Origin of the sequence: Pseudomonas atagonensis, from assembly GCF_011369485.1 — a bacterium.
GTDB lineage: Bacteria > Pseudomonadota > Gammaproteobacteria > Pseudomonadales > Pseudomonadaceae > Aquipseudomonas > Aquipseudomonas atagonensis.
The window spans coordinates 167,156-191,953 of the sequence record NZ_VXCA01000025.1 but is presented as its reverse complement, the minus strand read 5'-3'; the positions used below and the strand labels follow the sequence as shown (position 1 = coordinate 191,953).

The window sequence follows — 24,798 nt, the reverse complement described above, 5'->3', positions numbered from 1 at the left end:
CGTGTTCCTTTACGAACCTGTCGCTCAGCTGTAAGAACAGGGCGTTTTTGTCTCGGTGCCGTTGCAGTGACTTAGACTCGCGGTCACTTACAGCCCCCTTCGCGCAGAGATAAACGATGGACCCGAACGTCCGCAGGTTATTGCCCAGGTTATTGATGGTGGTGGCCGTCGCTGTGTCAGTGGTGGCGCTGAGTTTTGCCCAGGGCGCTACGGCGCCGGGCTTGCGCAATGTCACTGTGTTGATCGTTCGTCATGCGGAAAAGCCCGAGGTGGGCCGGGAGCTCAACGCCCGAGGCGAACAGCGTGCCACGGCCTACGCCGACTATTTCGACCCGCTGAAACTGGGTGGCCAGGCGCTGATCCCGCAACGTCTGATCGCCACCGCTGACAGCGCCGAAAGCATGCGGCCTTGGCAGACGCTGATCCCATTGTCTCAACGCCTGCAACTGCCGATTGAACAGCCGTACGCCAATAATGATGTCGACAAACTGGTAGAGCTGCTGCGCAAGAAAAATCAGGCGAAAACCGTGCTGATCGCCTGGCACCACGGGCACATCAACAAATTGATCGCCGCGTTCGGTGGCGACGGCCCCGCGCTGATCGGCCAGCCAAAATGGCCGGTGGATGTTTATGACTGGCTGATTGTTCTGCGCTTTGATGACAAGGGGCAGTTGATCCTGTCACGCAGTCAGAAGATTCAGGAGCACTTGCTGCCGGGCGACATTGAGCAGTCGCCCGGGCAATCAGGCTTCAGCGCACCTGCACCACCACTTTGCCCACCGCCTTGCGCTGGCCAAGATCATTGATCGCCTGCGCCGCATTGTTCAGCGGATAAACCTGCGACACCAGTGGTTGCAACTTGCCTTCGGCAAACCAGCCGAACAGTTGCTGGAAATTCGCCGCGTTGTCCTGCGGTTGGCGTTGGGCGAACGAGCCCCAAAACACCCCGAGCACTGCCGCGCCTTTGAGCAGAGCAAGATTGACCGGCAGTTCGGGAATGCGTCCGCTGGCGAAACCGACCACCAGCAGACGGCCGTTCCAGGCGATGGCGCGGATGGCTTGATCGAACAGGTCGCCACCGACCGGGTCGTAAATCACGTCGGCGCCTTGGCCATCGGTAAGGCGCTTGATTTCGTCCTTGAGGCTGGTTTCGCTGTAGTTGATCAGTTCATCGGCGCCGGCCGCCTTGGCCACGGCGAGTTTTTCCGCACTGCTGGCCGCGGCGATGACGCGAGCGCCCATGGCTTTGCCGATCTCTACGGCAGCGAGGCCGACACCGCCCGACGCACCGAGTACCAACAGGGTTTCGCCCGGTTGCAGATTGGCGCGTTGCTTGAGGGCGTGCATCGAGGTGCCGTAGGTCATGCTGAAGGCGGCGGCGGTGTTGAAGTCCATCGACGGCGGAATCGGCAATACGTTATAGCCCGGCACTGCTACCTGCTCGGCGAAACTGCCCCAGCCGGTCAGGGCCATGACGCGGTCGCCGACTTTCAGGTGGCTGACCTTCTCGCCGACGTCGCGCACTACGCCAGCCGCTTCGCCACCCGGGGAGAACGGGAAGGGCGGTTTGAACTGGTATTTGCCCTCGATGATCAGCGTGTCCGGGAAGTTGACCCCGGCGGCGTGCACGTCCAGCAGGATTTCGTTCTTCTTGGCGACAGGACTGGCGACGTCTTCCAGCACCAGCGATTCGGCAGGGCCGAAGGCTTTGCACAGCACGGCTTTCATCAGGGCTATTCCTTTGGGAGTGATGGCCGATAAGTGTAGGTGTGTCAGTCAACGGGTCAACGAGCATGCCCGGCCCTGATAGTCAGCCATAAGCTTGTGCTTGCGCGGCGGGTCGTTATGCTAGGCCGCAAACCGGATAAGGAGCGAATTGTGAAAGCGTGGATCATGTTGTTGCTGGCCCTGTCTCTGCCTGTGGCAGCGCTGGCCGAAGAAGCCAAAGAAGGCGAGGCGCCGAAGGTCAACTACATCACCCTGAGCCCGCCGTTTGTGGGCAACTACGGGCTGGATGGCACGCCAAAGCTGAAGGTCTACAAGGCTGACGTCGCATTGCGCGTGACGGGCGAAGAGGCGACCAAACTGGTCAAGGCCAACGAACCGCTGATCCGCAACCAGTTGGTCGCGCTGTTCACCCAGCAGAGCACCGAGGCGATGAGCAGCATCGAAGGCAAGGAAAAACTGCGTCAGGAAGCGTTGAAGCAGACGCAGCAAGTGATGAATGACGAAACCGGCAAGCCGGTGGTCGAGGATCTGTTGTTCAACAACCTGATCATTCAGTAAGGCATTCGTTGTCCGGGCTGGCCCTATCGCTGGCAAGCCAGCTCCCAGAGTGGTTTTGTGGTGCCACACATTTGTGTGATCGCCGCTGAACCCTGTGGGAGCGGGCTCGCTCGCGAAGGCGTTTTGTCAGGCAACCAATGACTCAAGGTTTCAGCGCAATAACCGCCGCCCACTGCTCCGGCGTCACCGGCATCACCGACAACCGCGAACCCTTCTGCACCAACGGCATCTCGGCCAGCGCTGTCTGCTGCTTCAAATAATCAAGCTTCAATACCCGTGCAAACGTCTCTACGTGAGCGACATCAATCGCGCTCCAGGCGTTTTTCTCCGGCGTGGCTTTCGGGTCGAAGTAGTGACTTTCCGGCTCCAGTGCGGTGGGATCCGGGTACGCGGCTTCGATTATTTTGCCGATCCCGGCAATTCCGGGCTCCGGGCAGCTGGAATGGTAGAAAAAGAACTCGTCTCCCACCGCCATGGCCCGCAGAAAATTGCGCGCCTGATAGTTGCGAACCCCGTCCCAGCGCGCTTTGCCGAGTTTTTCCAGGCCTTTGATCGAGAGCTCGTCGGGCTCGGATTTCATCAGCCAATAGGCCATGGTGTTTGCTCCTGATGCGGTCATTGGACAAGTTGTCGGGCAATTTTATGACAAACCGACGGTCGGTTGACGTCAGCGTTTGCGCAGAGGTTCACGTTGTCGCAAAATGCCGGCCTTTAAAGCTTGACGCTGCTGCACGGCCTACGAATGGAAACCGCTGCTGTCATCGTGATGATGTGCCTTGAGGGGGGCAATCGATGAAACGCAAACCGGATTTGCTGTGGACTTTGGTGATTTTGTTCGGTCTGGGCGTCGTGACCACCGGTTATGCGCAAAGCCTGTGGGCCAACAAGGCCGATGCACCGATGGAAGTGGCGCAACAGGTTCAACAGTCGACAGCGTTCAAACGCTGAAACTGCTTTCTGGGCGCCGCTGTTCTGCGCGGCGTCTATTCCGCGAAATACCAGGCCTTGTCGGTAACCGTGCCTTGTAACGGGACATCCCAGCTCGCCTGCGCCAGTCGTTCGACTTTCTGACATTCATGGGCCAGCCCCAGCAGCGTCGGCTTGCGCCAGTTCTGGCGCCGCGCCAGATACGCCAGGCTCCGGTCATAGAAACCGCCGCCCATCCCCAGTCGCCCACCGACGTCGTCAAATCCCACCAGCGGCAACAGCACCAGATCCAGCGTCCAGATTTTTCGCTGGCGCGCCAATTGCGCGCGCGGTTCGAGAATGCGGAAGCGATTGGGTTTGAGTTTTTCGCCGGGACGGATGCGCTGGAAGACCATTTTGGTTCGCGGCCAGGCGCTGAGTACCGGCAAGTACGTGGCCTTGCCGCGTCGCTGGGCTTCGCGCAGCAACAGGCGCGGGTCGATTTCACCGTCGGTGGGCAGGTACAGAGAAATGTGTTTTGCCCGGCGAAAATGCGGGTCTTGTGCCAGTTGCCGGAACAGGCCTTTGGCGGCTTGGCGTTGTTCACCGGGGGTGAGTGAACGACGCGCCTTGCGCAGCAGGCGACGGAGTTGTGGGCGAGGCAGCAACGCGGGTTCGGTCATGGTTCGGCTTCGGCAGGTTGGACGAAAACGCACGCATAAAAAATCCGATGGCGGTTTTCACCGACATCGGATTCGAATCAGGCTCCCCGGATGAACCGCTGTCAACTTAGCCCTTGAACCCGAAAGTTCAAGGTGGAAGATGCAGTAGACCTTAAGGCTTTCCGTCTGGCGGACATGCACACCAGCCCAACGTGCAACTTCCAGGGTAGTGCGAATCGGCTCAGGGACATCGTCAACTGGCAAGCACCCCAGGGAGTGCCGCGAGTATACCTCAAGCGGTCTGGCGAATCAGCCCTTGCTGATGTCCGGATCGTCGGCCAGCACCAGATCGACACGATCGAGCAAGTCGCGCACCTGTTCACGGGTCGAGCCGCTGGCCTGGATGTCCGGGCGCTCTTCTTTGTGCAAGAGGTCATGGGTGATGTTCAGCGCAGCCATCACGGCAATGCGGTCGGCACCGATGACTTTGCCGCTGCTGCGGATCTCGCGCATCTTGCCGTCCAGGTAACGCGCGGCACTGACCAGATTGCTGCGTTCTTCCTGCGGGCAGATGATCGAATACTCTTTGTCGAGGATCTGCACGGTAACGCTATTGCTTGAACTCATGAGTCTTGCTCCAGGGCCTTGAGGCGCGAAATCATCGATTCGACCTTACGCCGGGCGATTTCGTTTTTTTCAATGAGGTGAGCGCGTTCCTCGCGCCAGGTCTTTTCCTGAGCTAGTAAGAGTGCGTTTTGACTCTTAAGTTGCTCGACTCGGCCAATCAGCAGTTCGAGTCTGGCCATCAGCGCTTGCAGGTCGGTGTCTTCCATTGTGTCCACTGAGTTGGAGTCTGTCTGATGGGATAGCTGGCGGACAGCCTTTAATAGTCTTGGCGAGTCTGTCGATGTAGGATACAAGGCCTTCATTCTAGACATAGCGCCGTCTGGCGCCTAGCTGCCCATGACCATTGCGAATTCCCCGTACCAAGCCTTTGCCACCCTGCTGACCTCCAGCGGCCACAATGTCTCGCCTGCCGAACTGCATGGCCTGCTGCTCGGCCGCAGCTGCGCCGGCGCTGGCTTCGACAACGAAGGCTGGCTGATCGACGCCGCCGAACTGCTCGAAGGCGACATCCAGGACAACGTCCGCAACGCCCTGATCGGCCTGCAAGAGATGGTCAAAGGCGAACTGACCGGCGACGACGTCACCGTCGTTCTGCTGCTGCCGACCGATGACGCACCGCTGGCCGACCGCGCCGCTGCATTGGGCGAGTGGTGCCAGGGCTTCCTCAGCGGTTTCGGCCTGAACTGCCGCGACAGCAGCATGCTCAGCACCGAAGCCACCGAAGTGCTGCAGGATCTGGCTGCCATTTCTCAGGTGCAAGATGCCCTGGAAGAATCCGAAGACGGTGAATCCGACTACATGGAAGTCATGGAGTACCTGCGCGTCGCGCCGCTGCTGCTGTTCTCGGAAACCAAAAAAGCCGACGTGCCGCCAGCCGCCAAGCCGTCGCTGCATTAATCGCGTGCCAGGGAAAGCCATCTGCCCATGATCCATATCCCGAAAGCGGAATACAGCCGTCGCCGCAAGGCGCTGATGGCGCAGATGGAACCCAACAGTATCGCGATCCTGCCCGCCGCCGCGGTGGCGATTCGCAACCGCGACGTCGAGCACGTCTACCGTCAGGACAGCGACTTTCAGTACCTCAGCGGGTTTCCCGAGCCGCAAGCCGTCATCGTCTTGATGCCCGGCCGCGAGCATGGCGAATACGTGCTGTTCTGCCGTGAACGCAATGCCGAACGCGAATTGTGGGACGGTTTACGCGCAGGGCAGGAAGGCGCGATCCGCGACTTCGGCGCCGACGATGCCTTTCCGATTACCGACATCGACGACATTCTCCCGGGCCTGATCGAAGGTCGTGACCGGGTGTATTCGGCGATGGGCAGCAACCCGGAATTCGATCGGCACCTGATGGACTGGATCAACGTGATCCGCTCCAAGGCGCACCTCGGCGCCCAGCCACCGAACGAATTCGTTGCCCTGGATCATCTGCTGCACGACATGCGCCTGTATAAATCGGCGGCAGAAGTGAAGGTGATGCGCGAAGCCGCACGGATCTCGGCGCAAGCCCACATTCGCGCGATGCAGGCCAGCCGGGCCGGGCTTTACGAGTACAGTCTGGAAGCCGAACTCGACTACGAGTTCCGCAAGGGTGGGGCGAAGATGCCGGCCTACGGCTCAATCGTCGCCGCCGGACGCAACAGCTGCATCCTGCATTACCAGCAGAATGACGCGTTGCTCAAGGACGGCGATCTGGTGCTGATCGATGCCGGTTGCGAGATCGACTGCTATGCCAGTGACATCACGCGCACCTGGCCGGTCAACGGCACGTTTTCGCCTGAACAGAAAGCGATCTACGAATTGGTATTGGCTTCGCAGGAAGCCGCGTTCGCCGAAATCGCCCCGAACAAACACTGGAACCAGGCCCATGAAGCCACGGTTCGAGTGATCACCACCGGGCTGGTGAAGCTCGGATTGTTGCAGGGCGAAGTCGACGAGTTGATCGCGACGGAAGCCTACAAAGCGTTTTACATGCACCGCGCCGGTCACTGGCTGGGCATGGATGTGCACGACGTCGGCGAGTACAAGGTCGGCGGCGAATGGCGCGTGCTGGAAGTCGGCATGGCGCTGACCGTTGAGCCGGGCATCTACATCGCTCCGGACAACCAGAATGTAGCGAAAAAATGGCGCGGCATTGGCGTGCGCATCGAGGACGACGTGGTAGTGACCAAAACGGGCTGTGAAATCCTCACCGGCGGCGTGCCGAAAAGCGTCGCTGAAATCGAAGCGCTGATGGCGCAAGCACGGACACACGCGGCATGAGTCGAGTCAATCTGGCAATCATCGGTGGCGGCCTGGTTGGCGCCAGTCTGGCGTTGGCCTTACAGGCCGGGGCCAAGGCGCGTGGCTGGAAAATCGTCCTGATCGAACCCTTCGCTCCCGGCGACAGCTGGCAGCCGAGTTACGACGCGCGTTCGTCGGCGCTTTCTTTCGGATCCCGTCAAATCTATCAACGGCTGGGCGTGTGGCAGGAAATCTCCCGCCGCGCCGAGCCGATCAAACAGATCCACGTCTCCGACCGGGGCCGCTTCTCCACCGCACGTTTGTCGGCGATGGAAGAGGGCGTGCCGGCGCTCGGTTACGTGGTGGAAAACGCCTGGCTCGGTCAGTGCCTGTGGCAGCACATCGATAAAGAAGTGATCAGTTGGCGTTGCCCGGCAGAAGTCACGCGCATGGAGCCGCTGCCCGATGGCTATCGCCTGACCCTCAACGATGAAACCACGCTTGAATGCGACCTCGCGGTGCTTGCCGATGGCGGCCGTTCCGGGCTGCGCGAACAGTTGGGCATCAACGTGCGCAAGCGTCCGTACAACCAGAGTGCGCTGATTGCCAACATCACCCCGAGCGAAGCGCACAACGGCATGGCCTTCGAGCGTTTCACCGATGAAGGCCCGATGGCGCTGTTGCCGCTACCGGAAAACCGCTGCGCGCTGGTCTGGACCCGTCTGGGCATGGACGCGCAGCGTTTGGCAGACCTGAGCGAGCGCGATTTCCTCAGCGAATTGCAGGGCGTGTTCGGTTATCGCCTCGGTACGCTGAAACAGGTCGGTGCGCGGCATCTGTATCCGTTGTCGCTGGTGGAGGCCGAAGAGCAAGTGCGTTCGCATCTCGCCGTGCTCGGCAACGCGGCGCACAGTCTGCATCCGATTGCCGGTCAGGGATTCAACCTGTCCCTGCGCGATGCCGACGCCTTGGCCGCTGCGCTGTTGAGCAGTGACAAACCGCTCGGCGACTTCGCCACGTTGCAGGCGTATCGCGAGCGTCAGCGTCTCGATCAGGATCTCACCGTCGGCTTCTCCGATCAGGTCACGCGCCTTTTCGGCAGCACACAGCCGCTGGTCTCGCTGGGCCGCAACATCGGCCTGCTCGGCCTCGATCTGCTGCCGCCGGCCAAACGCTGGTTTGCCCGTCAGGCCATGGGCTTGGGAACACGTCCGGATGCGTAACCGGTTGATGCGTTCGTTCGGCAAGGCGCGGTTGATGCGCTGGGTCATGACCTTTTACCCGCCATATCTCGGCGCCGGGGTGCGGGTGCGGCACATCAGCGATGACTTTCGTGACATTCAGGTGTCGATGGGACTGGGTTGGTACAACCGCAATTACGTCGGCACCCAGTTCGGCGGCAGTCTGTATTCGATGGTCGATCCGTTTTTCATGCTGATGCTCATGGAAAACCTTGGGTCGCGCTACATCGTCTGGGACAAGGCGGCTGACATCGATTTCATTGCGCCGGGCAAGGGCCCGGTGTTCGCCAGTTTTCATATCGACGAGACGTTGCTCGACGAGGTTCGCCGGCAGACCGCCAGTGGCGAGAAATACCTGCCGCAGTTGCAGGTCGACATTCATGACGGCGCCGGCAATCTGGTGGCGCGGGTCGGTAAAACCCTTTACGTGCGGCTCAAGCCGCAAGCGAGACAGGCTTAAAGCATGGAAATGCGCGCAGATCTGCTGATTGTCGGAGCCGGAATGGTCGGCAGCGCTTTGGCGCTGGCACTGCAGGACAGCGGGCTGGAAGTCCTGCTGCTCGACGGCAGCCCGTTGAGCGTCAAACCATTCGATGCCGATGCGGCGTTTGAACCGCGTGTCAGTGCGCTGTCGGCGGCCAGCCAGCGAATCCTCGAACGCCTTGGCGTCTGGGATGGCATCGCCAGGCGGCGCAGCAGTCCGTACACCGACATGCACGTGTGGGACGGCAGCGGCACCGGGCAGATTCATTTTTCGGCGAGCAGTGTGCACGCCGACGTCCTTGGCCATATTGTCGAGAACCGTGTGGTTCAGGACGCCTTGCTCGACCGTTTGCACGATTGCGATCTGGGCCTGCTGGCCAATGCACGACTGGAACAGATGCGTCGCTCCGGCGATGACTGGCTGCTAACGCTGGCCGATGGTCGGCAATTGCGTGCGCCGCTGGTGATTGCAGCGGATGGCGCCAATTCGGCCGTACGCCGCCTGACAGGCGTGGCGACCCGCGAATGGGATTATCTGCATCACGCCATCGTCACCAGCGTGCGCTGCAGCAAACCGCACCAGATGACCGCGTGGCAGCGCTTCACCGATCACGGCCCCTTGGCGTTTCTGCCGCTTGAACGTGACGACCAGCAGGATTGGTGTTCGATTGTCTGGTCGACCACGCCGAGCGAGGCCGAGCGCTTGATGAAAATGGATGAGGCGGATTTCTGCCGTGAACTGGAGCGTGCGTTTGAAGGCTGCCTCGGCGAAGTCATCAGCGCTGACCCGCGCCTGTGCGTGCCGCTGCGTCAACGCCACGCCAAGCGTTACGTGGCTGAAGGGTTGGCGCTGATTGGCGACGCGGCGCACACCATTCATCCGTTGGCGGGGCAGGGCGTGAACCTGGGCTTCCTCGATGCGGCGGTGCTGGCCGAAGTGTTGTTACAAGCGCACGAGCGTGGCGAGCGTCTGGCAGACGTGAAAGTCCTCAGCCGTTACGAGCGTCGGCGCATGCCGCATAACCTGGCGCTGATGGCCGCAATGGAGGGCTTTGAACGGTTGTTCCAGGCTGATCCTTTGCCGCTGCGCTGGTTGCGCAACACCGGGTTGAAACTGGTCGAGCAGTTGCCTGAGGCGAAGGCCTTGTTCGTGCGCGAAGCACTGGGTTTAACCGGCGATCTTCCGAGTCTCGCCAAACCCTGAGATCTTCATCGCGGCTGTTGGCCTCTTCGCGAGCAAGCCCGCTCCCACATTTGAAATGCATTCCAGTGTGGGAGCGGGCTTGCTCGCGAAAGGGCCAGAGTCGACAGCAAAGATTTCAGCTTGTGCAACATCTGGTAACTCCTTCAAAAAGAGTTCGATTGAGGTGGTAAATGTGAGTCCTTATCATTTGGCCCACATTTTTCCGACCGAGAGACCACTCCCATGTTGGCACCCAAGCGTCTTCTGACCGCACTGGCCTTGACCCTGATCGGCAGCACCACGGCCCAGGCCGCTGATGAGGTGGTGGTTTACTCGTCGCGCATCGATGAGCTGATCAAACCGGTGTTTGATGCCTACACCGCCAAGACCGGGGTGAAGATCAAGTTCATCACCGACAAGGAAGCGCCGCTGATGCAGCGCATCAAGGCCGAAGGCGAGAACGCCACCGCCGACCTGTTGCTGACCGTCGATGCCGGCAACCTCTGGCAGGCTGAGCAGATGGGCATTCTCCAGCCGTTCACGTCGAAGACCATCGACGCCAACATTCCTTTGCAATATCGCTCGTCCAGCCATGCCTGGACTGGCCTCAGCCTGCGCGCGCGCACCATTGCCTATTCGACCCAACGCGTGAAGCCGGGCGAGCTGACCACTTACGAAGCACTGGCCGACAAAAACTGGGAAGGGCGCCTGTGCCTGCGCACGGCGAAGAAGGTCTACAACCAGTCGCTGACCGCAACCATGATCGAAGTCCATGGTGCCGAGAAGACCGAGAAGATCCTCAAGGGCTGGGTCAACAACCTGTCCACCGACGTGTTCTCCGATGACGTCGCGGTGCTCGAAGCGATCAACGCTGGTCAGTGCGATGTCGGCATCGTCAACACTTACTACTACGGTCGTCTGCACAAGCAGAAGCCGGATCTGCCAGTAAAACTGTTCTGGCCGAATCAGGCGGATCGCGGCGTGCACGTCAACCTGTCGGGGATCGGCCTGACCAAACACGCGCCGCACCCGGAAGCGGCCAAGGCGCTGGTTGAATGGATGACCACGCCTGAAGCGCAGAAGATCTTTGCTGACGTGAACCAGGAATTCCCGGCCAACCCGGCAGTGAAACCTTCGGAAGAAGTGGCGGCGTGGGGCCAGTTCGTCGCGGATACCTTGCCGGTGGAAGTGGCGGGCAAACGTCAGGCCGAGGCAATCCGGATGATGGATCGGGCGGGTTGGAACTGAGTCCTTCCTGAAACCATTGTTTGCCATGATACCGCTGCCCTCACCCCAGCCCTCTCCCGGAGGGAGAGGGAGCCGATTTGGGTTGCTTTCGAGACCTGAGTTCGGCTCGATTTATCAGGTCGGCGTAACCCGAAAGATAATCACGGTCAGTCCCCTCTCCCTCCGGGAGAGGGTTAGGGTGAGGGCAGCAATCCTGACCTGAAACAAAAAAATCAAGAACACCTACATCCCTCCAGAGTTCTAAAAGTGGCCCACCCCGCCCAACGCCGCTGGTACCCCATCGTCTTCGCCATCGCCGCGTTGGTGCTGTTACCCCTGAGCGTCCTGCTGCTCTCGTGGCAGACCATCGATCAGCAGATCTGGTCGCACCTGTGGGAAACCCAGATGCCGCGCCTGCTGGGCAACACCCTGACGCTGGTCGTCGGCGTCGGTGTCGGCGTGACGCTGCTCGGCGTCAGCCTCGCCTGGCTCACCAGCCTCTGTGAATTCCCCGGACGCCGCTGGCTCGACTGGGCGCTGATGTTGCCGTTCGCCATCCCGGCTTACGTGCTGGCCTTCGTCTTCGTCGGCTTGCTGGATTTCGCCGGCCCGGTGCAAACGCTGCTGCGCGAATGGTTCGGCTCAGGCCTGCGGCTACCGCGAGTGCGCTCCACTGGCGGGGTGATTGTGGTGTTGGTGCTGGTCTTTTACCCCTACGTTTACTTGCTGGCGCGCACCGCGTTTCTTGCGCAAGGCAAGGGTTTGATGGAAGCCGCACGGGTGCTCGGGCAATCGCCTTGGCAAGCGTTCTGGCGCGTGGCGTTGCCGATGGCGCGACCGGCCATCGGTGCCGGCGTGGCGCTGGCACTGATGGAAACCCTGGCGGACTTCGGTGCGGTCTCGGTATTCAACTTCGACACCTTCACCACCGCGATCTACAAAACCTGGTACGGCTTTTTCAGCCTGCCGAGCGCGGCACAACTGGCCAGCCTGTTGCTGCTGGTGGTGATGCTGGTGTTGTACGGCGAGCGCCGCGCACGCGGGGCCAACCGGGCGAGCAACGAGCGACCACGGGTCAAGGCGCTGTACCACCTGCGCGGGCTCAAGGCGTTCGCGGCGATGAGCTGGTGCGGATTAGTGTTCGCCTGCGCCTTCGTAATTCCGCTGCTGCAACTGATTGTCTGGTTCTGGCAGCGCGGGCGCTCCGATCTGGATGAGCGCTACGCCGGGCTGATTCTGCACACCCTGTATCTGGGCGGCATGGCCGCACTGATCACCGTCAGCGTCGCGTTGTTGCTGGCATTTGCCCGACGTTTGGCGCCGACGCGGGCGATCCGTTCCGGGGTCAGTCTGGCCAACCTCGGTTATGCCTTGCCGGGTTCGGTGTTGGCGGTGTCGATCATGCTGGCGTTCAGTTATCTGGATCGTGAGCTGGTGATCCCGCTCTCGGGCTGGCTCGGTGGCGCCGGCAAACCTTTGCTGTTGGGTAGTCTGGCGGCGCTGCTGATGGCTTATCTGGTGCGATTCATTGCTGTCGCCTACGGGCCGCTGGAAGGCAGCCTGGCGCGTGTACGGCCATCTTTGCCCGAAGCGGCACGTAGCCTGGGTGTCAGTGGGCCGCGACTGTTTTTCAAAGTGTATCTGCCACTTTTGCTGCCCGGCACGTTGAGTGCTGCGTTGCTGGTGTTCGTCGATGTGCTCAAGGAAATGCCCGCGACCCTGCTGATGCGCCCGTTTGGCTGGGACACGCTGGCGGTGCGGATCTTTGAAATGACCAGCGAAGGCGAATGGGCGCGGGCATCGTTGCCGGCGTTGACTCTGGTTCTGGTCGGACTGTTGCCAGTCATCGGCCTGATTCGCCGCTCCGCCCATCGAAACACTTAGTAGTGAGTCCTGAATCATGCGGCTACAATGCGCGGCATTCGGTGCGGTTCGTCTGACAGACCCGTTCGCTGAAATCGGCTGGGAGTCTTCTATTTCAAGGCTTTCCCCCGTGCAGCGGCTGTCCGCACCCTCGCCACGCCCGGAAGGAGAAACCCATGGGACAGCGTACGCCTCTGTATGACCTGCATCTCGCCCTCGGCGCGAAGATGGTCGATTTTGGCGGTTGGGACATGCCACTGCATTACGGCTCGCAGGTCGAGGAGCACCACGAGGTGCGCCGCGATTGCGGGGTATTCGATGTTTCCCACATGACCGTTATTGATGTCACCGGTGTTCAGGCCAAAGCCTGGCTTCAGCATTTGCTGGCCAATGACGTCGAGCGCCTGCACCGTCCCGGCCGTGCGTTGTACAGCACCATGCTCAACGAGCGCGGCGGCATCGTTGACGACATGATCGTCTACCGTCTCGAGGACGGCTATCGGTTGGTGGTCAACGCCTCCACCCGCGATCAGGATCTGGCCTGGATGAACGCCCAACTGGGCGGTTATGACGTGCAACTGCACGAGCGCTCCGAACTGGCCATGCTCGCCATTCAAGGCCCGCAGGCCCGGCACAAGATTGCCGAACTGGTCACCCAGTCCCGCGCTGCACTGATCCATCACCTCAAACCGTTCGAAGCTGAAGTCGATGGCGACTGGTTCATTGCCCGTACAGGTTATACCGGTGAAGACGGTCTGGAAATCGCCCTGCCGGCCGATCAGGCTCCAGCGTTTTTCAACGATCTGGTCGGTGCCGGCATTTCGCCGATAGGCCTCGGCGCCCGCGACACGCTACGGGTTGAAGCCGGGATGAACCTCTACGGTCAGGACATTCATCAAGACGTTTCGCCGCTCGCCTCGAACATGGCCTGGAGCATTGCCTGGGAACCGGCCGCGCGTCAGTTCATCGGCCGCGCCGCGCTGGAGGCGGAAAAAGCCGCCGGAGTTGCGCACAAACTGGTCGGTCTGGTGCTGGAAGAACGCGGTGTTTTGCGTGCTCATCAGGTGGTTCGCATCGCCGATGTTGGCGAAGGAGAGATCACCAGTGGTAGTTTCTCTCCTACGCTGAGCAAATCGATTGCCCTGGCGCGTGTTCCGATGGCCACCGCCGACCGCGCCGAAGTGGAAATCCGTGGCAAGTGGTACCCGGTACGTGTGGTCAAACCGACCTTCGTGCGCCACGGCAAAACTTTGATCTAACCTTTTTCGGCGGGCTCGACCGCTGACCTATTTCCTGAGGACACCGAACATGAGCAATATCCCCGCTGAACTGCGTTTTGCCGAAAGTCATGAATGGGCACGTCTGGAAGCCGACGGCACGGTTACCGTGGGCATCAGCGATCACGCGCAAGAAGCGCTGGGTGACGTGGTGTTCGTCGAACTGGCTGAGGTCGGCAAGGTGTTTGCTGCCGGTGATGCGGCAGGTGTTGTCGAGTCGGTGAAGGCGGCTTCCGACATCTACTCCCCGGTTGGCGGCGAAGTGATTGCGGTCAACGACGAACTGGCTAACTCGCCGGAAGAACTGAACAACGATCCATACGCTGCCTGGATCTTCAAGCTCAAGCCAAGCGACAAGGCCGAGCTGGACAAGCTGCTCGACGCCGCTGCCTACAAGGCTGCCATCGGCGAATAAGCGCAATGCTGCATCCCAAAGCCCCGATCCGTCGGGGCTTTTTTGTGGGCGATGTTTTCTGGCGGGAGAGCGATCAGGCGTCGCGCAACACGGCTTTGACCGCCGCTACCGAGCGCTCGACGTCATCCTTGTTCATCGCAGTGAACATCGGCAGTGACACGATCAGCCGCCCGACACGCTCGGCCACCGGCAACATGCCTTCTTTGAAACCGCGCTCGCGGTACAAGCTCAGCAAATGGATCGACGGGTAGTGATAGCCGATGCCAATGCCGTGCGCCTGCATCTGTTCCATAAAGGTTGCCCGCGCCGGCCGCCCGTCCTTGCGCTCCGGCAACACCAGTTGGAACAGGTGCCAGTTGCTGTTCGCGAAATCCGCCGGCGGCAGTTGCGCGCCATAGACAGCTTCGAAATCCTCGCCAAAGCATTTGAAGTAATGCCGGGCCAGCTCACGGCGATGAGCGGTCAGCGTTTCGATGTGAGCGAACTGCCCGAGGCCGATGGTGGCTGCGACATCGGTCATGTTGAACTTGCCGCCCAGCACATCGACGTCCAGACCATCGAAACCGTTGCGGGTAACGCCTTGCAGACGGTACTTCTCGGCCAGCCGTGCTTCCTCAGGCGTGTTCAATACCAGGCATCCGCCTTCGGAACAGGTGACATTCTTGTTCGCCTGAAAACTGAACGACACGAAGTCGCCGGTGGCGCCGATGCGCTGGCCGTTCCAGCTCGATCCCAAGGCCTGAGCGGCGTCTTCGACGATGCGCAGATTGTGTTTGCGGGCAATGGCGTAGAGACGATCCATGTCCACTGGTAACCCGGCGAGGTACACCGGAATCAGCGCTTTGGTGCGCGGGGTGATGGCCGCTTCGAGCTTGTTCAGATCGATGTTGCGAGTCACCGGATCAATATCGGCAAACACCGGCGTGGCGCCGACTTCGAGGATCACGTTGGCGGTGGCCACCCAGGAAATCGCTGTGGTGATGACCTCGTCGCCCGGGCCGACGCCGGCGATGCGCAAGGCTATTTCCATGGTGCAGGTGCCGGAGTTGAACGTGCGCACCGGGCGGCCACCGAAGTATTCCGAAAGCTGCGCTTCGAAGGCTTGTACCTTCGGCCCGCTGGTGATCCAGCCGGAGCGCAGCACGTCGCCCACAGCGGCAATCGTCGCTTCATCGATGACAGGTTTGGAAAAAGGCAGGACTGGCAGTTGGCTCATGAATTTCAATCATCCGCGCGTTGGACGCCTGAAGCAGGCAGCACAGCATGGCCCGGAACAGCCTGCGCCGCCAAGCCGTGCGCGTCGGCATCGGCTGCTATGCTGGTTTGACCGTGTTGCATTGACGCCGAGCGCCAGCCAAGAGAGAGCCCGTCATGTCCCAGTTGCCGTCCCTGAGCCAGTTACGCGACCCCGATGCCTTTCTGCGCCGCCACCTCGGCCCCGACGCCGCCGAGCAACAGGCGATGCTCGACAGCCTCGGGCTGGGCAGTCGGGTCGAACTGATCGAGCAAACGGTGCCACCGGGTATCCGCTTCAACCGCGCACTGGATCTGCCGCCAGCGCTGGATGAGCAGGCCGCACTGGCCAGACTGCGCGGGTACGCCGAGCAGAATCAGGTCTGGACCAGCCTGATCGGCATGGGTTACCACGACACCCTCACGCCGGCCGTTATCTTGCGCAACGTGCTGGAAAACCCCGGTTGGTACACCGCGTACACGCCGTATCAACCGGAGATCGCTCAGGGCCGGCTCGAAGCCTTGCTGAATTTCCAGCAAATGACCATCGACCTCACCGGCCTGGAACTGGCCAACGCCTCGTTGCTCGATGAAGCCACGGCGGCAGCCGAAGCCATGGCGCTGGCCAAACGTGTCGCCAAGTCGAAGAGCAATCTGTTTTTCGTCGACGAGAACTGTCATCCACAGACCATTTCCGTCGTGCAGACCCGCGCCGAAGGTTTCGGCTTCGAGTTGATCATCGACGCTGTGGATAACTTGAAGCAGCACCAAGTGTTCGGCGCGCTGCTGCAGTATCCCGACACGCATGGCGAGATCCGTGATCTGCGACCACTGATCGATCACTTGCATGCGCAACAGGCACTGGCCTGCGTCGCTACGGATCTGTTGAGTCTGTTGTTGCTGACGCCGCCGGGCGAACTGGGCGCCGACGTGGTGTTCGGTTCGTCTCAGCGTTTCGGCGTACCCATGGGTTACGGCGGCCCGCACGCGGCGTTTTTTGCCAGCCGCGAGGAATACAAACGGGCGATTCCCGGGCGGATCATCGGCGTGTCGAAAGACGCCCGGGGTAACGTCGCGCTGCGCATGGCCCTGCAAACCCGAGAGCAACACATCCGCCGCGAGAAGGCCAACTCCAACATCTGCACTGCGCAAGTGCTGTTGGCCAACATTGCCAGTTTCTACGCGGTGTATCACGGGCCGGAAGGCTTGAAACGGATCGCCCAACGGGTGCATCGGTTGACCTGCATTCTGGCCACAGGCCTTGAACGCCATGGCATCAACCGGATCAATGCGCAGTTTTTCGACACCCTCACGCTGGACGTTGGCGGCGCGCAAACGGCGATCATCGAAAGTGCCCAGGCTGCACAGATCAACCTGCGGATTCTTGGCCGCGGTCGTGTGGGTCTGAGCCTTGATGAAACGAGCGATGAAAGCACCGTGGCGAAGTTGTTCGACGTGCTGCTCGGCGCCGATCATGGCTTGAACGTCGACGATCTCGATGCTGAAGTGCTGACGTGCGGCATTCCCGACTTTCTCCAGCGCAGCACGCCTTACCTGCGCCATCCGGTGTTCAACGCCCATCACAGCGAAACCGAGATGCTGCGTTACCTCAAGCAGCTGGAGAACAAGGATCTGGCGCTCAACCAGTCGATGATTCCGCTGGGCTCTTGCACCATGAAACTCAACGCCACCAGCGAGATGATCCCGATCACTTGGCCGCAGTTCGCCAACCTGCATCCGTTTGTGCCCCGAGAGCAGGCAGTCGGCTACACCTTGATGATCGAAGAGCTTGAGCGCTGGCTCTGCGCGATCACCGGCTTCGACGCGATCTGCATGCAGCCCAACTCCGGCGCGCAGGGGGAGTACGCCGGGCTGCTGGCCATCCGCAAATATCACGAGAGCCGCCAGCAGGGTGCGCGGGACATTTGCCTGATTCCGTCCTCGGCCCACGGCACCAACCCGGCCTCGGCGCAGATGGCCGGGATGCGTGTGGTGATCGTCGAGTGCGACGAGGCCGGCAACGTCGATCTTGAGGATTTGAAAGCGAAAGCTGCCGAGGCCGGGGACAGGTTGTCTTGCCTGATGGCGACCTATCCGTCGACGCACGGCGTGTACGAAGAAGGCATCAGCGAGATCTGTGAAGTTATCCACAAGCACGGCGGTCAGGTGTACATGGATGGCGCCAACCTCAACGCGCAAGTCGGCTTGGCGCGGCCGGCGGACATCGGCGCCGATGTCTCGCACATGAACCTGCACAAGACGTTCTGCATTCCCCACGGTGGTGGCGGGCCGGGCATGGGGCCGATCGGCATTCGCGCGCACCTGGCGCCGTTCGTCGCCAACCATCCGGTGGTGCCGATTGACGGGCCGCTGGCGCAGAACGGTGCGGTCAGCGCGGCGCCGTGGGGCAGCGCGAGCATTCTGCCGATCAGCTGGATGTACATCGCCATGATGGGCCCGCAACTGGCGGATGCCAGTGAGGTGGCGATTCTCGCGGCTAACTATCTGGCGCAGCATTTGTCCGGCGCGTTCCCGGTGTTGTATACCGGGCGCAATGGTCGCGTGGCCCACGAATGCATTCTTGATCTGCGGCCGCTGAAGGCGCAGACCGGGATCAGCGAGGAAGACGTCGCCAAGCGTTTGATGGATTACGGCTTCCACGCGCCGACCATGTCTTTCCCGGTGCCGGGAACCCTGATGGTCGAGCCGACCGAGAGCGAATCCAAGGCTGAACTGGACCGATTCATCGGCGCGATGCTGAGCATCCGTGCGGAAATCACCGAGGTGCAAAACGGCAACTGGCCGGCCGAAGACAACCCGCTCAAGCGCGCGCCGCATACGCTGGCGGATGTCACCGGGGTGTGGGAGAGGCCGTACAGCATCGAGCAGGGTATTACCCCGGATGCGCACACCAAGGCGCACAAATATTGGCCGGCGGTGAATCGGGTGGATAACGTTTACGGCGATCGCAATCTGTATTGCGCGTGTGTGCCGGTGGATGATTACCGCTGATTTCCCTGAAAGCACACAGTCCAAATGTGGGGGATTTGAAATTACGGGCAAAAAAATGCCGCTCAATCGAGCGGCATTTTTATTGATGCAAGGCTTATTCGGATGCCACGGCGTTCTTCGCCAGAATCGCGTTCGCCAGTTCCATGTCCGTCGCCTGCAGGCCCGGATTGTCGGCGCGGACTTTCTGCATCGCCGCTTCCAGATACGGCCCGCGGATGCCGCCGTCACTGGCAACGAAGCTGCCGGCATCGTCCTGTGCGGCGATGATCAGCTTGTGATCCTTAAAGGTCAGGTAAGTGGAGCCAGTGGTGGCGCCGGAGGAAATGACGTTACGCCAAAAGCTGTCCGCCATGGCCGAACCAACGGGAAGGGACAGCAGGGCCAAGGTGGCGACAGCAAGTTTGAGACGCATGATTAGGTGACTCCTGGGGGTTAACTACGGCGTTGGATCGTCATTTCCCGGATCCGGTTCCGTGTCGCTCATTTCTGCTCGCTCTGTGGCGTTACGCGCAGCACTTCTTCAACCGTGGTCAGCCCCGCCGCGACTTTCTGCGCGCCGGACAGGCGCAGGCTGCGCATGCCTTCCTTGAAGGCCTGGCGGCGGATGGCCGTGAGGTCGGTGTCCGGGGTAATGCAGGCTTTGAGGCTGTCGCTCAGTTGCATGATTTCATACACGCCGGCGCGCCCGTGGTAGCCGGTATCACGGCATTCCAGACAGCCAATCGCGCGTTGGGCGTTGGTCGGCAACGGCGCCTGCCACGGCCGGGTCAGGGTTTGCCAGTCTTGTTCCTCCAGCGTCAGTGGTGCCTTGCAGTGCGGGCACAACGTGCGCACCAGGCGTTGGGCCATGACCCCGAGCACGGTGGCCTTGATCAAGTAATGCGGCACGCCGAGTTCGAGCAGGCGGCTGATCGCGCTCGGCGCATCGTTGGTGTGCAACGTCGACAGCACCAGGTGCCCGGTCAGCGCTGCCTGAATCGCCATTTCGGCGGTTTCGAGGTCGCGGATCTCGCCGATCATGATGATGTCCGGGTCTTGCCGCATCAGCGCACGCACGCCGGCGGCGAAGCTCAGGTCGATGTTGTGCTGCACCTGCATCTGGTTGAACGCCGGCTCGACCATTTCGATCGGGTCTTCGATGGTGCAGAGGTTGACCTCCGGCGTCGCCAGTTTTTTCAGTGTGGTGTACAGGGTGGTGGTCTTGCCCGAACCGGTCGGCCCGGTGACCAGAATGATGCCGTTGGGCTGACGGGTCATGTCTTGCCAGCGGCGCAGGTCGTCAGCGGAAAAGCCGAGCTGGTCGAAATCCTTGAGCAGTACCTCCGGGTCAAAAATCCGCATGACCATTTTTTCGCCGAACGCGGTGGGCAGGGTCGACAGGCGCAGCTCGACTTCGCCGCCGTCCGGGGTCTTGGTCTTGACCCGGCCGTCCTGGGGTTTGCGCTTCTCGGCGACGTTCATCCGGCCGAGGCTTTTCAGGCGACTGACGATGGCCATGGTCACCTGTGGGGGAAATTGATAGACGTTGTGCAGCACGCCGTCGATGCGAAAACGCACGGTGCCTTGCTCGCGGCGCGGCTCGATGTGGATATCACTGGCGCGCTGCTGGAACGCGTACTGGAACAGCCAATCGACAATGTTGACGATGTGCGCGTCGTTGGCGTCCGGCTCCTGATCGCTGGCGCCGAGGTTGAGCAACTGTTCGAAGTTGCCGAGGTTGCCGCTCTGCGGGTCGGCATTGCTGGCGCCGCTGACCGACTTGGCCAGGCGAAAGAACTCGACGCTGAAGCGCTGGATGTCCGCCGGGTTGGCCACGACCCGTTTGATCGGCAACTTGAGGACATGGGTCAGATCGGCTTCCCAACCGGTCACGTAAGGCTGGGCGCTGGCCACGGTCACCGAGTCGCGGTCGACCGCGACGGCAAGAATCCTGTGCCGTTGGGCGAAGGCGTAGGACATCAGCGGGATGATGGCGGCGACGTTGATCTTCAGCGGGTCGATGCGCAAATACGGCTGGCCGGCCTGCTGTGCCAGCCACAGGGTCAGGCTTTCGAGGTCGAGGTGTTTGCCCGGACGGCTGAGGTCATCCAGTTGTTGGCTGGCGATGAATTCCAGCGGATGCATCTGGCCGTGGGCAGCGTGACGACGACGCGCGTTCAGCGCCTGCTCGGCCGCGTCCTGGCAGATAAAGCCTTGGGCGACCAGTTCACGCAACACATCGTTGAGCTCCAGCCAGCGCTCCTGAGTGGCGAGTTGAACGGACATGCGGGCTCCTTTTGAACGACTGTGCGCAAAGGATAGTCGTGGCCCCGCAGACTGTTGGGCCACTACCCGACGAAGCCGTTGCCGGATTTGTCAGCCGGCCGCTTGCGCCTGTGCATCCCACGCCGAGTCGGCGTTTTGCAGATGCACCGAGCAGACGCTGATCAGGTTACGAAGTTTTTCCGCAATCACTTGCGCGCGATGCCAGCTCAGGCCGCCCATGACAATGTCGACCGACATCAAGTCATCCATTCGCTGCACATTGACCTGCTCTGGCGTCAGGAACTGCAGCGCAAACAGGTTCAGCAGCCGCACCAGCAAGTCCGGTTCGGCTTCGGCGAGGATCTGATACTGCGCCAGGCAGTGGGCATTGCTGATATTCCAGACATCGGCGCGGGTTGGCGAGGGATTGACGGCTTCGAGGTGCGGCATGGCGAGTCTCCAAAATCACTGGAGGAATTTTTACATCTGGCGCCGGGTATTTCTTGGCTATGATCGGCTTTATTGGCGATTGATCGACTGGATCAATTTGCAGAATGTTCTGATTGAGGTTTTTTTATGCACTGCGAGCTGGACAGTTACGACCGCAGGATTCTCGCCCTGCTGCAAGAGGACGCATCGCTGTCCAGTGCGCAGATCGCCGAACAGGTGGGCTTGTCGCAATCGCCGTGCTGGCGGCGGATTCAGCGGATGAAGGAGGAGGGCATTATTCGTGGCCAGGTGACCTTGCTCGATCGCAAGAAAATTGGCCTGAACACGCAGATTTTCGCCGAGATCAAACTCAACGCCCACGGGCGTTCGAACTTCACCGAGTTCACCGAGGCGATTCGTGGTTTCCCGGAAGTGCTGGAGTGTTACGTGCTGATGGGCGCGGTGGATTTTCTGTTGCGGATTGTCGCGGCGGACATTGAGGCGTATGAGCGGTTCTTCTTCGAGAAGCTGTCGCTGGTGCCGGGGATTCAGGAAGTGAACTCGATTGTGGCGTTGTCGGAGATCAAATCCACAACCAGCCTGCCGGTACTGCGCTGAAGATCGTTCCCACGCAGAGCCTGGGAACGATCTTTAGCAGGGTGTTACATACGCAGCAGCATTTTCCAGGCGCGATTCTGGTAAACCGCAATCGCCTGCTGCTTGCGTGCATCGAGCAGTTCGTCAGTGATTGTCGGTTCGTTGGCCAGTTGCGCCAGTTTGTTCAGCTCGCCGTACAGGCGATCCATTTCCGGGATCTCCAGTACGTTACGAGCGTGGTGCAACCAGACCTGAATACGCTCGATTCGCGGCAGTTGTTCGGCCAGATCTTCCGGCTGCTGCTGGTAACGCTGCAACTGCAGGGCCGTGGCTTCTTCGCCCAACAGGCGCGGCAACCAGCTGTGCAACTGCGCGCCACCCTGACGGTTGCCACGCACGTTGCGCTCGGCGGTCCAGCTGCGAGCCAGCAACCAGCGCGAAGCGTTCAGCGAGAACAGGCCCCAGCGCGGGTCTTCCAGTTCTTCGAGGAACTGCTCCGGCGCGGCCTTGCGCACGTCTTCGTCTTCGATGCCGACCTGCACCAGCGGGCGCCAGTCTTCCAGCAAGGCATCCAGTGCCACGCGCAGGTCGTGGGTCGACGGACGCGGCGCGGCCTGGCCGAGACTGCTGAGCAGGGCGCGCATTTCCGCGAGGTTCTCGACCCAGTCGAGCAACAGGCGCCAGTGACCGTTGAAACGGTACTGTTCGGCCAAGCGCTGGCTGCTGCCGAGCAAGTGCCAGCACAACGCGGCGAAGGCGTCGTCGAGTTGGGTTTCCGGCGTCAGCTCCGGCGCCGGCAGGCTCAGCGAGTAGCTGTTGGCGTCGTACAGACGATAACCGCGCTCGGCCTTGCTGATGTCACACGGCATCAGCGCCAGGGTTTCAGCCAGTTCAGCGGCCAGTTCCAGCAGCGCGGCAGGCTCGCCTTCGCGCAGTTCCAGTTCCAGTTCGCAGATCTCTTCTTTTTGCTTGCCGACCACCACGTGGCCCAGATCCAGCGCGGCCTCAATGACCACTTTGGCCTTGCCACGACCCCAAGCGATTTCGGCGCGTTCGCGGACGAAGTCGGTGGTGAAGATCGGCTTCAGGGTTTTCTTGTCCAGCTCTGCCAGCGACTCGGGCCAGCATTCGCCGTCGAGTTTCTTCACGTCGAGTTTGGCTTTCGGCAGTTTCCAGTCGTACTCGTTACGCTCGGACAGACCGGCGACGCTCTGGCCGCGAGTCTTGAGGGTCTGAATCACTTCGTCGCCATCCTTGCGCAGGCGCAGGGCCACTTTGGCCTGAGCCAGATCGCGCTCAGGGGTGTCGAAGTACTGGTTCATCAACTCACGGCGTTCCCAGCCATTTTTGTTGCGTTTTTTCAGAAGCGGGTGCTCGCGCAGAGCGGCGAGGGTTTCGCGGCTGACGCGGAGTTTGATTTCGGTTTCTTTCTGCATGGCCGGAAAATCCAGGATCGGGAGCGCAGCCGGGGGAATGTGTGGCTGCCAAGGTCGTGCAGTGTACAGGACTCAAACTTCCTACGCCCTGCGGCGGTTTATTCCTGACGCCGGATGGCTCTATGATGGACTTCAAATCGGGAATGGGAGTCAGCGATGCCTTTGCCGTCCATGAAAGACCAGTTCGCTGCGCTGATTGCCGCGCCGTCGGTCAGTTGTACGCAACCGAGCCTGGATCAGTCCAACCGGGCGGTAATAGATCTGCTCGCCGGATGGCTCGGTGATCTGGGTTTCAGTTGCGACATCCAGCAGGTCAGCCCCGGTAAATTCAATCTGCTTGCCAGCTTCGGCAGCGGCCCCGGTGGCCTGGTGCTGGCCGGGCACAGCGACACGGTGCCGTACGACGACGCGTTGTGGCAGACCGATCCGCTGAAACTCACCGAAGTCGATGGTCGCTGGGTCGGCCTCGGCAGTTGCGACATGAAGGGTTTCTTCGCCCTGATCATCGAAGCCGTGCTGCCGCTGCTCGATCAGCCGTTCAAGCAACCGCTGCTGATCCTTGCCACCTGCGACGAAGAAAGCTCGATGTCCGGTGCCCGTGCGCTGGCGGAAGCGGGGCGACCGTTGGGCCGGGCGGCGGTGATCGGCGAGCCGACCGGGCTCAAGCCGATCCGCATGCACAAAGGCATCATGATGGAGCGCATCGATATTCTCGGGCAGAGCGGCCATTCGTCGGACCCGCGCCTGGGCCACAGCGCCCTCGAAGCGATGCATGACGCCATCGGCGAGCTGCGTGGCTTGCGCCTGTTGTGGCAGCGCGAATTCAACAATCCGCAATTCAGCGTGCCGCAACCGACGATGAACTTCGGCTGCATCCATGGCGGCGACAACCCCAACCGCATCTGCGGCCAGTGTTCGCTGGAGTTCGACTTGCGGCCGTTGCCGGGCATGGACCCGAAAGTCCTGCGTGCGGAAATTCTGCGCAAGCTCAACCCGGTTGCCGAGCGGCATCAGGTGAAGATTGACTACAAACCGTTGTTCCCGGAAGTGCCGCCGTTCGAGCAGGCCGAAGACGCCGAACTGGTGCGTATTGCCGAAAAGCTCACCGGACATGTGGCCGAAGCAGTAGCGTTCGGCACCGAAGCGCCTTATCTTCAGCGCCTTGGCTGCGAAACCATCGTGCTCGGCCCAGGCGACATTGCCTGTGCGCATCAACCCGGCGAATACCTTGAAATGTCACGTTTGCAGCCTACCGTGCATCTATTACGGCAACTGATTGAACATTACTGCCTGAGCCCGGACAAACCTTCCGAGGCTGGACGCTGACCCCATGTGGGAGGGGGCTTGCTCGCGAAGACGTCGTGTCAGTCGGCTTCAATGTTTCTGGCACACCGTATTCGCGAGCAAGCCCGCTCCCACAGGGGTATGTGTTTTGTTCGATCAAACGCTGTAAATTG

25 protein-coding genes and 1 other RNA gene are annotated in these 24,798 nt (G+C 61.0%); 15 read left to right on the top strand and 11 right to left on the bottom strand.

The features are described from left to right. The first annotated feature begins 116 nt into the window (after window positions 1-116). A complete protein-coding gene (locus tag F2P67_RS16445; protein WP_246226512.1) occupies window positions 117-806 on the top strand; it encodes a flagellar basal body-associated protein FliL in 690 nt (229 codons plus the stop codon). On the opposite strand, the gene F2P67_RS16440 is transcribed toward F2P67_RS16445, so the two are convergent. Beyond that, window positions 751-1,728, bottom strand: coding sequence for an NADPH:quinone oxidoreductase family protein (locus F2P67_RS16440; protein WP_166221692.1), 978 nt, complete (start codon window positions 1,726-1,728; stop codon window positions 751-753). The genes F2P67_RS16445 and F2P67_RS16440 overlap by 56 nt on opposite strands. Window positions 1,729-1,878: 150 nt before the next feature. On the opposite strand from F2P67_RS16440, the gene F2P67_RS16435 reads away from it, so the two are divergent. Next, complete coding sequence (locus F2P67_RS16435) at window positions 1,879-2,286, top strand: flagellar basal body-associated protein FliL (protein ID WP_045123128.1); 408 nt, start codon at window positions 1,879-1,881, stop codon at window positions 2,284-2,286. A gap of 142 nt (window positions 2,287-2,428) precedes the next feature. Here F2P67_RS16435 and F2P67_RS16430 read toward each other — a convergent pair whose 3' ends face one another. Further along, a complete protein-coding gene (locus F2P67_RS16430) occupies window positions 2,429-2,881 on the bottom strand; it encodes an EVE domain-containing protein (protein ID WP_166221691.1) in 453 nt (150 codons plus the stop codon). Between the two features lie 197 nt (window positions 2,882-3,078). Here F2P67_RS16430 and F2P67_RS16425 point away from each other — a divergent pair, with 197 nt between their 5' ends. Then, window positions 3,079-3,234 (top strand): hypothetical protein, encoded by a 156-nt coding sequence (locus F2P67_RS16425; protein ID WP_166221689.1) that lies wholly within the window; start codon window positions 3,079-3,081, stop codon window positions 3,232-3,234. 35 nt (window positions 3,235-3,269) lie between these two features. On the opposite strand, the gene F2P67_RS16420 is transcribed toward F2P67_RS16425, so the two are convergent. The 4 genes from F2P67_RS16420 to F2P67_RS16405 all read right to left on the bottom strand — a co-directional run bounded on the left by F2P67_RS16420 (window position 3,270) and on the right by F2P67_RS16405 (window position 4,687). Beyond that, the gene (locus F2P67_RS16420) at window positions 3,270-3,875 is read right to left on the bottom strand and encodes a 5-formyltetrahydrofolate cyclo-ligase (protein ID WP_166221688.1); all 606 of its coding nucleotides are present in this window, start codon (window positions 3,873-3,875) and stop codon (window positions 3,270-3,272) included. Between the two features lie 79 nt (window positions 3,876-3,954). Next, a non-coding RNA gene (gene ssrS, locus F2P67_RS16415) (6S RNA) lies at window positions 3,955-4,133 on the bottom strand. A gap of 30 nt (window positions 4,134-4,163) precedes the next feature. Beyond that, entirely contained in the window at window positions 4,164-4,481 is a 318-nt protein-coding gene (locus tag F2P67_RS16410; protein WP_007967943.1) for a cell division protein ZapA, read from the bottom strand. After that, window positions 4,478-4,687 (bottom strand): TIGR02449 family protein, encoded by a 210-nt coding sequence (locus F2P67_RS16405; protein WP_007911197.1) that lies wholly within the window; start codon window positions 4,685-4,687, stop codon window positions 4,478-4,480. Before F2P67_RS16405 ends, F2P67_RS16410 begins: the two co-directional genes overlap by 4 nt. Window positions 4,688-4,817: 130 nt before the next feature. Between F2P67_RS16405 and F2P67_RS16400 the strand changes: the two genes are divergently transcribed. From F2P67_RS16400 to gcvH, 9 genes are all read left to right on the top strand, one after another. After that, window positions 4,818-5,378: a YecA/YgfB family protein gene (locus F2P67_RS16400; RefSeq protein WP_166221687.1), complete on the top strand. Its 561-nt coding sequence runs from the start codon at window positions 4,818-4,820 to the stop codon at window positions 5,376-5,378. Window positions 5,379-5,405: 27 nt separating this feature from the next. Continuing rightward, the gene (pepP, locus tag F2P67_RS16395; RefSeq protein WP_166221685.1) at window positions 5,406-6,740 is read left to right on the top strand and encodes a Xaa-Pro aminopeptidase; all 1,335 of its coding nucleotides are present in this window, start codon (window positions 5,406-5,408) and stop codon (window positions 6,738-6,740) included. Next, window positions 6,737-7,924: a 2-octaprenyl-6-methoxyphenyl hydroxylase gene (ubiH, locus tag F2P67_RS16390; RefSeq protein WP_166221684.1), complete on the top strand. Its 1,188-nt coding sequence runs from the start codon at window positions 6,737-6,739 to the stop codon at window positions 7,922-7,924. Before pepP ends, ubiH begins: the two co-directional genes overlap by 4 nt. Continuing rightward, on the top strand, window positions 7,917-8,402 hold the full coding sequence (locus F2P67_RS16385) for a DUF4442 domain-containing protein (RefSeq protein WP_166221682.1): 486 nt from the start codon (window positions 7,917-7,919) through the stop codon (window positions 8,400-8,402). Before ubiH ends, F2P67_RS16385 begins: the two co-directional genes overlap by 8 nt. 9 nt (window positions 8,403-8,411) lie before the next feature. Then, complete coding sequence (locus F2P67_RS16380; protein WP_166222257.1) at window positions 8,412-9,629, top strand: 2-octaprenyl-3-methyl-6-methoxy-1,4-benzoquinol hydroxylase; 1,218 nt, start codon at window positions 8,412-8,414, stop codon at window positions 9,627-9,629. Between the two features lie 222 nt (window positions 9,630-9,851). Beyond that, window positions 9,852-10,856 carry an extracellular solute-binding protein gene (locus F2P67_RS16375; RefSeq protein ID WP_166221680.1) on the top strand — a complete coding sequence of 335 codons (1,005 nt, stop codon included), beginning with the start codon at window positions 9,852-9,854 and terminating at the stop codon, window positions 10,854-10,856. A 246-nt stretch (window positions 10,857-11,102) separates the two neighbouring features. Continuing rightward, entirely contained in the window at window positions 11,103-12,719 is a 1,617-nt protein-coding gene (locus F2P67_RS16370) for an ABC transporter permease subunit (RefSeq protein ID WP_166221678.1), read from the top strand. Window positions 12,720-12,874: 155 nt separating this feature from the next. Then, window positions 12,875-13,957 carry a glycine cleavage system aminomethyltransferase GcvT gene (gcvT, locus tag F2P67_RS16365; RefSeq protein WP_166221676.1) on the top strand — a complete coding sequence of 361 codons (1,083 nt, stop codon included), beginning with the start codon at window positions 12,875-12,877 and terminating at the stop codon, window positions 13,955-13,957. 49 nt (window positions 13,958-14,006) lie between these two features. Next, a complete protein-coding gene (gene gcvH / locus F2P67_RS16360; protein WP_166221674.1) occupies window positions 14,007-14,390 on the top strand; it encodes a glycine cleavage system protein GcvH in 384 nt (127 codons plus the stop codon). Window positions 14,391-14,463: 73 nt separating this feature from the next. On the opposite strand, the gene F2P67_RS16355 is transcribed toward gcvH, so the two are convergent. Then, complete coding sequence (locus F2P67_RS16355) at window positions 14,464-15,606, bottom strand: DegT/DnrJ/EryC1/StrS family aminotransferase (RefSeq protein WP_166221672.1); 1,143 nt, start codon at window positions 15,604-15,606, stop codon at window positions 14,464-14,466. A 155-nt stretch (window positions 15,607-15,761) separates the two neighbouring features. On the opposite strand from F2P67_RS16355, the gene gcvP reads away from it, so the two are divergent. Further along, window positions 15,762-18,635, top strand: a complete 2,874-nt coding sequence (gcvP, locus tag F2P67_RS16350; protein WP_166221670.1) for an aminomethyl-transferring glycine dehydrogenase — start codon at window positions 15,762-15,764, stop codon at window positions 18,633-18,635. A gap of 94 nt (window positions 18,636-18,729) precedes the next feature. Here the strand turns inward: gcvP and F2P67_RS16345 are convergent, their stop codons facing one another. The 3 genes from F2P67_RS16345 to F2P67_RS16335 all read right to left on the bottom strand — a co-directional run bounded on the left by F2P67_RS16345 (window position 18,730) and on the right by F2P67_RS16335 (window position 21,329). Further along, complete coding sequence (locus F2P67_RS16345) at window positions 18,730-19,050, bottom strand: DUF2388 domain-containing protein (RefSeq protein ID WP_171057234.1); 321 nt, start codon at window positions 19,048-19,050, stop codon at window positions 18,730-18,732. A 65-nt stretch (window positions 19,051-19,115) separates the two neighbouring features. Next, window positions 19,116-20,900 carry a type IV pilus assembly ATPase TfpB gene (gene tfpB / locus F2P67_RS16340; protein ID WP_166221668.1) on the bottom strand — a complete coding sequence of 595 codons (1,785 nt, stop codon included), beginning with the start codon at window positions 20,898-20,900 and terminating at the stop codon, window positions 19,116-19,118. Between the two features lie 90 nt (window positions 20,901-20,990). Beyond that, the gene (locus F2P67_RS16335; RefSeq protein ID WP_166221666.1) at window positions 20,991-21,329 is read right to left on the bottom strand and encodes a hypothetical protein; all 339 of its coding nucleotides are present in this window, start codon (window positions 21,327-21,329) and stop codon (window positions 20,991-20,993) included. Between the two features lie 126 nt (window positions 21,330-21,455). On the opposite strand from F2P67_RS16335, the gene F2P67_RS16330 reads away from it, so the two are divergent. After that, window positions 21,456-21,926 carry an Lrp/AsnC family transcriptional regulator gene (locus F2P67_RS16330; RefSeq protein ID WP_166221664.1) on the top strand — a complete coding sequence of 157 codons (471 nt, stop codon included), beginning with the start codon at window positions 21,456-21,458 and terminating at the stop codon, window positions 21,924-21,926. A 44-nt stretch (window positions 21,927-21,970) separates the two neighbouring features. Here F2P67_RS16330 and F2P67_RS16325 read toward each other — a convergent pair whose 3' ends face one another. Continuing rightward, a complete protein-coding gene (locus F2P67_RS16325; RefSeq protein ID WP_166221662.1) occupies window positions 21,971-23,341 on the bottom strand; it encodes a CYTH domain-containing protein in 1,371 nt (456 codons plus the stop codon). Between the two features lie 156 nt (window positions 23,342-23,497). Between F2P67_RS16325 and argE the strand changes: the two genes are divergently transcribed. Continuing rightward, complete coding sequence (gene argE, locus F2P67_RS16320) at window positions 23,498-24,667, top strand: acetylornithine deacetylase (RefSeq protein WP_166221660.1); 1,170 nt, start codon at window positions 23,498-23,500, stop codon at window positions 24,665-24,667. Window positions 24,668-24,798 lie beyond the last annotated feature (131 nt).